At 34.2% G+C, this 9344-nt stretch carries 17 protein-coding genes and 2 pseudogenes; all 19 read right to left on the bottom strand.

Annotated features, from left to right (window positions below):
* Positions 1–230 (bottom strand): hypothetical protein (locus C9J37_RS26600; RefSeq protein WP_201262230.1); only part of this gene is annotated, 230 nt, incomplete at its 3' end.
* A 404-nt stretch (positions 231–634) separates the two neighbouring features.
* A complete protein-coding gene (locus C9J37_RS26595; RefSeq protein ID WP_107897804.1) occupies positions 635–1132 on the bottom strand; it encodes an immunity protein YezG family protein in 498 nt (165 codons plus the stop codon).
* A 67-nt stretch (positions 1133–1199) separates the two neighbouring features.
* Positions 1200–1757, bottom strand: coding sequence for a DNA/RNA non-specific endonuclease (locus tag C9J37_RS26590; RefSeq protein WP_235617263.1), 558 nt, complete (start codon positions 1755–1757; stop codon positions 1200–1202).
* Positions 1758–1878: 121 nt separating this feature from the next.
* Positions 1879–2139, bottom strand: a complete 261-nt coding sequence (locus tag C9J37_RS26585) for a hypothetical protein (protein WP_107897803.1) — start codon at positions 2137–2139, stop codon at positions 1879–1881.
* A 60-nt stretch (positions 2140–2199) separates the two neighbouring features.
* Positions 2200–2607, bottom strand: coding sequence for a hypothetical protein (locus C9J37_RS26580; protein WP_107897802.1), 408 nt, complete (start codon positions 2605–2607; stop codon positions 2200–2202).
* A gap of 74 nt (positions 2608–2681) precedes the next feature.
* Entirely contained in the window at positions 2682–2957 is a 276-nt protein-coding gene (locus tag C9J37_RS26575; protein WP_235617262.1) for a GH-E family nuclease, read from the bottom strand.
* On the bottom strand, positions 2923–3102 hold the full coding sequence (locus tag C9J37_RS28645; protein ID WP_167397447.1) for a hypothetical protein: 180 nt from the start codon (positions 3100–3102) through the stop codon (positions 2923–2925). The genes C9J37_RS26575 and C9J37_RS28645 overlap by 35 nt, the downstream gene beginning before the upstream one ends.
* A gap of 34 nt (positions 3103–3136) precedes the next feature.
* Positions 3137–3388, bottom strand: coding sequence for a hypothetical protein (locus C9J37_RS26570; protein WP_107897801.1), 252 nt, complete (start codon positions 3386–3388; stop codon positions 3137–3139).
* Between the two features lie 480 nt (positions 3389–3868).
* Positions 3869–4300 (bottom strand): hypothetical protein, encoded by a 432-nt coding sequence (locus tag C9J37_RS26565; protein ID WP_107897800.1) that lies wholly within the window; start codon positions 4298–4300, stop codon positions 3869–3871.
* 417 nt (positions 4301–4717) lie between these two features.
* Positions 4718–5281: a hypothetical protein gene (locus C9J37_RS26560; protein WP_137067768.1), complete on the bottom strand. Its 564-nt coding sequence runs from the start codon at positions 5279–5281 to the stop codon at positions 4718–4720.
* Positions 5274–5375: a toxin C-terminal domain-containing protein gene (locus C9J37_RS29845; RefSeq protein ID WP_407656274.1), complete on the bottom strand. Its 102-nt coding sequence runs from the start codon at positions 5373–5375 to the stop codon at positions 5274–5276. The genes C9J37_RS26560 and C9J37_RS29845 overlap by 8 nt, the downstream gene beginning before the upstream one ends.
* On the bottom strand, positions 5329–5490 hold the full coding sequence (locus C9J37_RS29840) for a toxin C-terminal domain-containing protein (RefSeq protein ID WP_407656273.1): 162 nt from the start codon (positions 5488–5490) through the stop codon (positions 5329–5331). Before C9J37_RS29840 ends, C9J37_RS29845 begins: the two co-directional genes overlap by 47 nt.
* A gap of 307 nt (positions 5491–5797) precedes the next feature.
* Positions 5798–6244 carry a hypothetical protein gene (locus tag C9J37_RS26550; protein ID WP_107897798.1) on the bottom strand — a complete coding sequence of 149 codons (447 nt, stop codon included), beginning with the start codon at positions 6242–6244 and terminating at the stop codon, positions 5798–5800.
* 90 nt (positions 6245–6334) lie between these two features.
* Positions 6335–6493: pseudogene (locus C9J37_RS28825) on the bottom strand (IS3 family transposase); the annotation flags it as partial.
* Between the two features lie 3 nt (positions 6494–6496).
* Positions 6497–6577: pseudogene (locus tag C9J37_RS29835) on the bottom strand (helix-turn-helix domain-containing protein); the annotation flags it as partial.
* 189 nt (positions 6578–6766) lie between these two features.
* Entirely contained in the window at positions 6767–7192 is a 426-nt protein-coding gene (locus C9J37_RS26540; protein ID WP_107897796.1) for a hypothetical protein, read from the bottom strand.
* Between the two features lie 7 nt (positions 7193–7199).
* Complete coding sequence (locus C9J37_RS26535; RefSeq protein ID WP_107897795.1) at positions 7200–7637, bottom strand: HNH/endonuclease VII fold putative polymorphic toxin; 438 nt, start codon at positions 7635–7637, stop codon at positions 7200–7202.
* A gap of 455 nt (positions 7638–8092) precedes the next feature.
* Positions 8093–8359, bottom strand: coding sequence for an SMI1/KNR4 family protein (locus C9J37_RS26530; protein WP_167397448.1), 267 nt, complete (start codon positions 8357–8359; stop codon positions 8093–8095).
* Positions 8326–9015, bottom strand: coding sequence for a transposase (locus C9J37_RS26525; RefSeq protein ID WP_107897793.1), 690 nt, complete (start codon positions 9013–9015; stop codon positions 8326–8328). The genes C9J37_RS26530 and C9J37_RS26525 overlap by 34 nt, the downstream gene beginning before the upstream one ends.
* Positions 9016–9344: the final 329 nt, after the last annotated feature.

The following is a 9344-nucleotide window of genomic DNA, read 5'->3' as shown; positions in this document are numbered from 1 at the left end:
TGCTTGGCTTGACTATACACTTCTTTCGTCTTTTGCTTCGCTTGACTATATACTTCTTTCGTCTTTTGCTTCGCTTGGTTATACACTTCTTTTGTTTTTTGCTTCGCTTTTTGGTAGGTATTTTTGACAGCTAGTACCGCAGCTTTTGCGCCATTCTTTAATTTCTTCGCCATTTTACTTTTGGTTAGCTTATTATAGAGTTTGCGTGCCTTGGTAAAGAATTTACCCAACTTACTCTTTTTCTTCTTTTTTTCTTTTTCTTTTTCTTCGACTTCGGTTGGTTCTTCTTTGAAGACCCTTTCTTGTTGGAGGATTTTTTAGAGTTTTTTCTTTTATATTCCTTTTTCGAACAAATTTAGAGCATTCGCTTTGGTTGGTTTTTGCTTGTGCTGAAGATATTTAAAGAACCTTCTACTTCTTATCCAATTACTTTGGCAACCTCTTCTACAAGAAACGTACTAAATTTCTGAATCCATCAATTCAACTTTCGTATCGTTTTTAAAGTGAATTCTATAATCGAATCAAATTAAATAGCCAATTCCCGGTAAATTATCGTGAATTGGCTATTTATAAATATGGTTATTTGTCTTATGTTGATTGGACAATATGGTCAATAATTGTTCAATTAATTATTTTATTTTTGATCGTTATTATTCTCTTTTTCTTCAAATGATTGTAAATAATTCTCTAAGAAATCTCTGTCATCTTTATCTTCAGGTAGAAGTCCTAGGTACTTATACTTCCAAATAATTTCCCTTTCATAATCGTCTGCTTCTGATAAATCCTCGTAGTCATAGTCAATCTTTAATTCACCTTCACTGTTAAAAATAAACGTAAGATTTGTCCAAGGTTCTTGATTATTATTTTTAAATTCATACCAAAGTTCTTCTAAATCATCTAGCAGTTTATACCATAATTCATCATAATCCTCTTCCTTAATATCAAAAAGCTGGGGAATATTATGGCTATGAATTGGAATATTATTGTTTACTGAATAGTAAAAAAAGAATGCTGTACGTACATCTTCATTGATTTCACCATATACATATACTTTTGACCACTCTTCTGGAATCGTTTCAACTACTGTGTGAGCAATATTTTGATATATACTATTTAACTTATTTTCATCCATCATCATTTACCTCCAGGTTTATTTTTAAAATCTTTGCGCTTCCAGTCTCCATTTCCAATCTTATATTCTATTTTAAAGCTATCTGGACGTGTGAGTCGCCTTTATAAAAAGGCTTTATTTTTACCTCAACAGACTCCCCTTTGTCAAGCTGTTTTGCCCATATGTTCTCTAGTTTTTTCCACTCTCCTTTATTGAGGTTACCATTCATAGGCACAAGATTATCCAGACTACCTGAACCTTTAAAAATACTTGCAATCAAATGACCGCCCTCATCATCTGGCAAACGATCTTCTCGGCCCGCTACTTTTTGAGCATGATTATTTCTTTTCCCTTTACAAAGTTCAAGGTTACCTTCACAACTTGAAATACGACCTTTACTATCTGTTTTATAAGTATGGCCTTCTTTAGTAGTATATTCTATATTCTCCTTTAATACCTTTCTACGTCCATCTTTAGTATAATGATCTCCATACTTAACTTTTATAGGACCTTTATCCGCACCCTTATTCGTCTCAGCAGGTTTACTATCTTTTGCTGGTGGCTTGGAGCTATTGCATGGTTTTGGATTCGGCGTTGGCTTATTTTTCCCAACTGTTCCCGTATCCGTTATTCGGCCAACGTTCACACCGGCCAACTCAACGGCGGTGTTCCCTACTGACGGAATTGGTCCTTTACTTCGGCTACTTTGGTTTGGAACTTATCTTTTACGGTGTCTAGCTGTTTAGTGGCTTTTTCTTTTAGTTGGCCTATTGGACCTTTATTCGTAACGGTTTTAATACCATTTTAATACCATCAACTACACCATTAAATGCTTTTGCACCTTTATTTATAAATTTCGCACCTGCGGATGCCATCCCTGCAAATGGTATCATCGCTCCTAAGGAGAGGGCTGCATTTACCTTGTCTCCTCTTGCATAATAAATCACTGCATTCAAGCCATCTGCTACTTCTCCAACTCCCGGTACCAGCCCTACGACATCTAATCCTACTTGGAGCGTGTCTAACATATTTTAGGTGTTACAGAACTTACTACGGCTTTGCCTAATGCTCTGGCCTTATCTCAATCCTTAGGGTATGTAAATGTCCTTCTGTTTCCCTAAAGCTTTTTCTATAATTTGTTCAGCTGTTAAATCTTCATCTGAATAGTAAATATAATCTGAGATGTCTGTTTTCTTGACTGCATTTTCTACTATTAATAAAAGATTATCAATTTCATACTCCTTCCCATAAACATCTAGTATCTTAGTAACCATATCAATCAAATTTTTTTTAGATAGGTTATCTTTTTCTCTGTTCTCATAATCGATTATTCTATTACTAATATATGCATAATCCCGATCAGTATAAAATAAATCACCTACATCAGGAAAAGTTACGAGCGACTGAAGTTCCGCAATTAGATTATCAGCAGGCTCTAAAAGGTATTTTTGTTCCATTATTTCCTCAACTAGTTCTCTGATTCTTGCTTGCTTCATTTTAACCCTTACCTCCTAATAATTATTTATTGGTGGCAAATAGGTTTCATTTAACTTTGCCACTGCGGATCTATTTAACTATAATGATCTAAAACATAATTTTTGGAATTTAACATCCATTCTCTAACCTCTGGTGACTTCGCTCCATAATATCTTCCTGTACTGTTCCACCATGATACCGCATCAGTTAAATGAGCCATATCTGCTTTATCTATAGGATACCACTTATCATCACTTGCCATAAATTCTTTTTCTCCATCACGTGTTGTACAGATTTTGGGTGGGGTTTCCTCTTCCATTCTCTTTATTACTTCTTTACCCGTTTTGACCTGTCGCTGCCATTCCTGCAAATGGTATCATCGCTCCTAAGAAGAGGGTTGCATTTAACTTGTCTCCTCTTGCATAATAAATCACCGCATTCAAGCCATCTGCTATTTCTCCATACACCGGTATTAGCCCTACGACATCTAATCCTACTTGGAGCGTGTCTAACATATTTTAGGTGTTACAGAACTTACTACGGCTTTGCCTAATGCTCTGGCCTTTTCTCAATTCTTAGGGTATGTAAATATCCTTCTGTTTCTCTAAAGTTTTTAAAATATAGATGAATGTATATATCGTCACTTTTCCGCATGTGCAGTTTATAGCTATATGTTCCACTATAAATCTTCATTTTCACTTTATATTTCTGCACTCCCACCATAAAAACACGTAAAAATGCTGAATGTGGTATATCCTTATAATCTATAACAAATTTATCTATTGAAACCTCTATTTCCATCGCATTTTCTTCCCATTGTATAAAATTTAATACTTAGTACACTAATTAAATAATCGTAATCCGTATTTAAACATGCAAAAAAAGCACTTGTCGCCTATTATAGACAATCAAGTGCTTTAAGTTTATAAATTTTCTATGTTTATTAATATTCGCAAGTTTTATAAGTTAGTTTAATATTGACAGTATGACATCTTTTTTACCACATGGCAAGCGTAACGTTTAAACCCTTTAGTTTGTTTCTCATGTGTTTGTTGCTTATGCCACCCATAAAGTGGTCCCTTGTAAGTAAAATGGCATCTCGCGTATTCTCGCTCTTATTACATTAGCGCTAAAATAGCACTTCTTGATGGCTCTGCCTTCATGAAGTCTCGATTCTCAAACAATTATTGTTCATTGGGTCCATTCTTTAATCTTTATTTCATTATTGTTCCTTCTTCTCGAAGGTGACAATATAGCCAATCAAGGTTTAAAAGGTGTTTTCTACCATTCCCCTCTTATAAAATCTGAATCATCTATTTCTTTTATAAATACTGAAATCCATAATACTGTGTTATTCAAAGGGTCTGTTTCAATGTAAACTCCTTTAGAGCTACAATACACTTCTTCAAATTCATCATAAATAAAACTTGGTTCTAGCTTTATAACTTCATCAATATGCATTCCTACTCTGATTTTATTAAATAAAATACCATTATAGTTTTCTAAAGTAGTTATTTTAAATAATTTACCGTTTAATATATTGAACCATAATTCAATTGAGTTATCTATTTCGAAACTTATTAAATATTTCCCTAATAGTTTTGGTTGTTTACCATGTTGTTCTATCATTGTATAAAATTCATTGATGTGGCTATACAACTTTATATTCCCCATTCCTGCCCAAGGAACGATAGGTGCCTTTAAATCAATCATATAAATCACCTTTCCGTAAAAATAATAGTAGCATTTTCTTTTTCATCAGTTTTTAAGTGTTTTTTGTAAAAATGAAGTGAAATTTGCTGCCTAAGATAAATCAATAATACTTACATTCCCAGTACTTTCGTAATAATTAATAATCTGATTGAAATACTTTGCTCCTATTTTTTTATAATTCGGGCTTACTATACACCAGCTAATCGCATCTCAATCGCCTTCATTTTTACTTCATAGGATAACTCACTCTTGTTCCCATAGAAGAAACACCTCCTAATTGAAGTTTAGGTTTCTAAACCCGAATTCAATCGAAGATGCTTTTTTTATTTGTCTATATTTTTGAACTGCTCCCCAATTGTTAGACACATCTAATAATTGGGGGAGCACTTCAAATAGCCAATTAAGGTATCTTGTTACTTAAGTAGAACTGCTAAAAGGATAAGGTTTGTCCCATAGATTAACTGACATGTTCATTTTGCATACTTGTTTTACAGCCTCATCACATCGCTCAGTACTCCCAATGTCAACATAATAATCATAATCAAATCTCACAAACATTGTTTCTGATTCTAATTCAACCCAAATATACTCCCTTAAAGCCAAGCGAATAATAAATTCCACTTCAGCAAAACTTATACTCATGCCTTGTTCAACAATCTGAAAATAATTAAGCATTTCTTTGGATTCTTCCAAGGAAAATCCTTTTTTCACAATATCATCCTCAATCACTTCCAAGCTTAGTGATTTTTCAAGTTGTTTAACCATTAATTTAGTAGAGGTTGAAGAGGTCATAAAAACCTGAATAGCTTTAATAAACGTCTCTTCCATAGTTAAATATTCATTTACTGTAAATATTCTCCTATTATATCTTGTTCCTATATCAGAAACAGATGTCCAAGTAGGGCTTCCACCTTGTTGATTTAATGGATATTCGTCATCTTTATACTTAGAAATTTGCCAAAAGTAATTAATATTAATCACCAATCCTATTTAAATTTTTATCATATGTTCCTTTTCTAGTTTCCTTCCTAAACAAATCCTCTGGAGAATTTGCCTTTTTTCCATACTCCACCATTATCAGTTGAACCGGTTGTCTTTCTGGGTGTATCAGGAGAAATATACTCTTTTCCATTGGTATAAACTGCTCTACCATGTGATTTTACTCCAGGAACTCGTTTATAACCTAAAATTTCTGCAGCAACATCGGCCTCCTTATCAGTTCTATACAGTCCATTGGGTGGAGTTGTCTTATTTGCAGGTGTCCAATTTCCTGTTTTATTATTGTAATCATCTGTTCTTTGTTCCTTACGTTCATAATAAACACCCTATGCATCATTAGAATTACCATTACCCTTATCAACCTTCTTCACATACTCGCCTAGTTGATTGATTTCTTTTTGGGTATACTGAGCATCCTTCGCCTTTTTGTTTTTATTGGCAATATCATAGGCTTCTTCTATTCCTTTTTCCCCATATTTTAACGAGTCTAGTGCTTCCTTACCTATCAGTCATTGTCACATAATCTTCAATAAACACGGAGTATCCCATTACTGCATATGGGGCTAGACCATCCGGTGTGGCAGTTGATTCAGCACTTACAACCTTTCGCTTATCCATAAGAGTCATTATTGGCTCCCCATCACTGCCTATTACTCTCGTTTTTCTGCGCTCATCTAGTAGCGCTTTTAGTTCGTCTTCACTGTTTATCCTATTTTTATGCCCTGTCCAATCTTTTGCCTTTACTCTTGACTTACCCGTTGTTTTTTGAGTTACTTGTGTCGGCAGTACTTTTTCTTTCATTACCTGTTTCGTCTGTTTGACAGTAGTCTTTATCTGTTGCTTGGTTTGGTTATACACTTCTTTTATTTTTTGCTTCGCTTTTTGGCAGGTATTTTTGAACGCTAGCACCACCGCTTTTGCGCCATTCTTGACTTTCTTCGCCATGTTACTTTTGGTTAGCTTATTATAGAGTTTACGTGCCTTGGTAAAGAGTTTTAAAGTGGTACCTATGTAAAGGACACAGTAAAAAAGAGATTATTCAACTAAGAGATGGTTCCTGTATTGTGCAGGAGCCATCTTTTTAAGATTCCATTGATAACGATAATTGTTGTAATAGACCATGTAGTGATGAATCTTCGCCTTTAGGGCTTTAAGTGTTGGCACAGATTCAAAGTCTACTTCAGTCTTGACATACTCCATTACGTCATTTATATCACAATCCAAGAAATCACATAAATCGTTGATCGTATTAGTAGAAACCGATTCATTATTTTTCAATCGGTGACAATTCCTTTTCTAACAAGAAAAAGTAGCATAACTCCTTTAAAATCAAGGTTTATGCTACTCCTTTTCTAATTTCATGTGCTGGTAAATCATTTTACAATACAGTTCGATTTCTTCAAAAGAATTGATTGAATTTTGATAACATATTAATGTAATATAATGGTATTTTTGCAAATTAAACAATTAAATATTACTTATAAAAAAAGCGTAATCATTTTCCTCTGGCGATACATCTAACAACTTTTTCAAACTTCTATTAATTATACAAAGTCCTACTTGTGATTTAGAATTCAAATAAAAATCAAGCATTTTTTCAGTATCTAAAATTGTAACATTGACGCCGAATCCTTTATCCATAAAAACTACATTATTACCTTTTTCTAGGTATGGGGTTACTTTTTCTTTAATCCATGCTATCAAATGTTCTCTATCACATCTAGTATCTATTCGATCATTTGGTATACTATATGTTTTTGTTAAATACTCCAGTTCTCTACCCTCGTTTTTAGTATACTCATCAGGTAACAATACTTTTTTGAATTGAACCCCAGGGAAGTTTTCATACTCTTTTTTCAATACATGCCTTCGCAACTTTTCTCCTAATTCCATTGTTTCACTACTTTCTACATTTGATCTCTAAATGATGGTCTACACCTTTTGGATCATTTATTGGAAAATATTTATTTTCTTGGTTTTTAAAGTCCATTGTACGTCTCTTAGTCGTATCTGCTGGATGAACCATTCCAGCATGTGCATGTGTAGGACCAACACGATTTGGATTTGGATCATTGGTATGAAGCACAGTAACTTTCTTTTCTCCGTAAGCATCTGTAAATTCATAATATCTACCATGAGCTGTTTTATTAGAAATTTGTAAGACATTGCCTAGTTCATTACGCGTGACATCGATTTTGGCACCGAGGCTACTTGTTATCTGTGAGCGATTGCCTAACTCGTCATAGCTACTGGTAATCCAATGATCGTTTTGCCATTCTTTGATTACTTGTCCAGATGGGTCTCGTTCTAGCTTGATGGTTACATGCTCATTTTCCATTTCTTGTAGCGAACCGTTTTTATCATAGGCAAATGTTTCCCATGTGCCATCGTAGAAGTTAGAACGAATGACATTCCCTACACTGGATTTCCTTGTCGTTGCAGGCTTCTATAGTGGTTAAATTTCTGTCAGGATTCACTACTACATATTTTATTTAATAAATCTAAAAAAAGGACACTAAATCCCCTATAATGGGTTTATTGCCCCTTGGCTTATTTATCGAAATACAAATCATTTAAACATTTTTGCAATTATTAATACAAAATGCTTTTTATTAATCCCCATTTTCCTTATACATTAGTAGGAAGCAGAAAGATACTAACCGCTACCTTCAATTATTTAAACTAACCAATATATAAATAATTGATCAAATTATCAACATATTCCTCTTTTTTTAGAATATTAATTAAAGAAGACTTTAACATTACAATAAAATCATCATAGAATTCAAAAGTTTATCCATCCATAATCTCACCTTCAAAATTCTCATGTACTATTAATAATGTTGCCGAAAGAGAATCTAGAAAATCCGAAAAAGAGTCTGCAATAGGAAATAATTCACTAGTTTCATAGCTTGCTAAAACAGGTGTATTCTCTCGGTTTGTTACAACTACAATTGGATCATCATCCTTGTCTGCAAATACAATCCAATTTGGATTCCATTTTGGATTTTCCTCTTGTTCAACCCCTATCCATCTAAATCCTTCTTGCCTACGCCCCAAATTATATTTGATGCCCCAATTCGGTTCGATGGGAGCATCTTGCCACAGTGTCTCCAGTGGTGTGGCGAGTTGGTCCTTGATTTCTTTTTCATAAGTTGACTGATTGGCTTTGATTTCTGCTTGTTTCGTAAGCCAAGCGTCTCGTTCTTCTTTTGATTTTCGCGTTTTTTAGGTGATGCAGGCTCTTTTTTCTCAGAAGGTTTGGCTGCATCGCGTGATTCGAAATGTGTGGCGTCTATGGCGAGGTGCTCATCCTTTAGAAAGCCTTCTGTCATGGCGACTTGTATCAATGTATCTTGCATCACATCAAGTACATCGGATTGACTAATGACTTCAATCATTCGAGAATAAGATGCTTCAGAAGGCACGAAATCCGAAACAAGAAAACCACAATCTAAACGGAATAAAGGATCGTTGACCAAACGTTTGATTAAATTCTTGATCGTTGGGATACGCTCGACAATGCAAATTATCAGTGATTGAATCATCGCACCATAGTTTAGTTCACGTGGGGCACCACGCAATGACCTTTTAAAAAACAACTGAAAAATAGGTTGTACGTCGAAAGTGGCAAAAATTGCATCATAACGACGTGAACTCTCCATTTCCAATAATTCTTGGATGTCAAATAGGCTCATTTGTTTTACAATAGTCATAGGGCATTCACCTCATTCAGTATGTTAGTTTCGTCGCTACCATCATACTGAATTTGGGGAGGTGCCCGTTTTTTATTGTTTTAGAACCCTTGATAATAAAGCGATTGGAATTATGAAATTAACTCACTTATTACTTTGATACTTTTTCTCTATATAAGATAACAATTATTAATTGTCCCTTATCCCAAAAGTATTAAATTTGCTGAGCGTTTCACGGCTAATATCATAGTGATCTTCTATTGGCGTATTAAAATATTTCATACTTTCCTTCTCAATCAACCATGCCAATTTTCCATCTTCTATAAACGTATTTGAAACGAATCTTATAG

Origin of the sequence: Lysinibacillus mangiferihumi, from assembly GCF_003049665.1 — a bacterium.
Classification (GTDB): Bacteria; Bacillota; Bacilli; order Bacillales_A; family Planococcaceae; genus Lysinibacillus; species Lysinibacillus mangiferihumi.
The sequence above is the reverse complement of the archived record's forward strand: the minus strand, read 5'-3'. Positions and strand labels throughout refer to the sequence as shown.

Bases quoted from the DNA above. Each gene is read 5' to 3' on its own strand.
- C9J37_RS26585 (WP_107897803.1), bottom strand. From the start codon at position 2,139: ATGTTAGACACGCTCCAAGTAGGATTAGATGTCGTAGGGCTGGTACCG.
- C9J37_RS26540 (WP_107897796.1), bottom strand. From the start codon at position 7,192: ATGGAATTAGGAGAAAAGTTGCGAAGGCATGTATTGAAAAAAGAGTAT.
- C9J37_RS26550 (WP_107897798.1), bottom strand. From the start codon at position 6,244: ATGGCGAAGAAAGTCAAGAATGGCGCAAAAGCGGTGGTGCTAGCGTTC.
- C9J37_RS26595 (WP_107897804.1), bottom strand. From the start codon at position 1,132: ATGGATGAAAATAAGTTAAATAGTATATATCAAAATATTGCTCACACA.
- C9J37_RS26580 (WP_107897802.1), bottom strand. From the start codon at position 2,607: ATGAAGCAAGCAAGAATCAGAGAACTAGTTGAGGAAATAATGGAACAA.
- C9J37_RS26570 (WP_107897801.1), bottom strand. From the start codon at position 3,388: ATGGAAATAGAGGTTTCAATAGATAAATTTGTTATAGATTATAAGGAT.
- C9J37_RS26525 (WP_107897793.1), bottom strand. From the start codon at position 9,015: ATGACTATTGTAAAACAAATGAGCCTATTTGACATCCAAGAATTATTG.
- C9J37_RS29845 (WP_407656274.1), bottom strand. From the start codon at position 5,375: ATGGTGGAGTATGGAAAAAAGGCAAATTCTCCAGAGGATTTGTTTAGG.
- C9J37_RS26535 (WP_107897795.1), bottom strand. From the start codon at position 7,637: ATGGAAAATGAGCATGTAACCATCAAGCTAGAACGAGACCCATCTGGA.
- C9J37_RS26565 (WP_107897800.1), bottom strand. From the start codon at position 4,300: ATGATTGATTTAAAGGCACCTATCGTTCCTTGGGCAGGAATGGGGAAT.
- C9J37_RS28645 (WP_167397447.1), bottom strand. From the start codon at position 3,102: ATGTTAGACACGCTCCAAGTAGGATTAGATGTCGTAGGGCTAATACCG.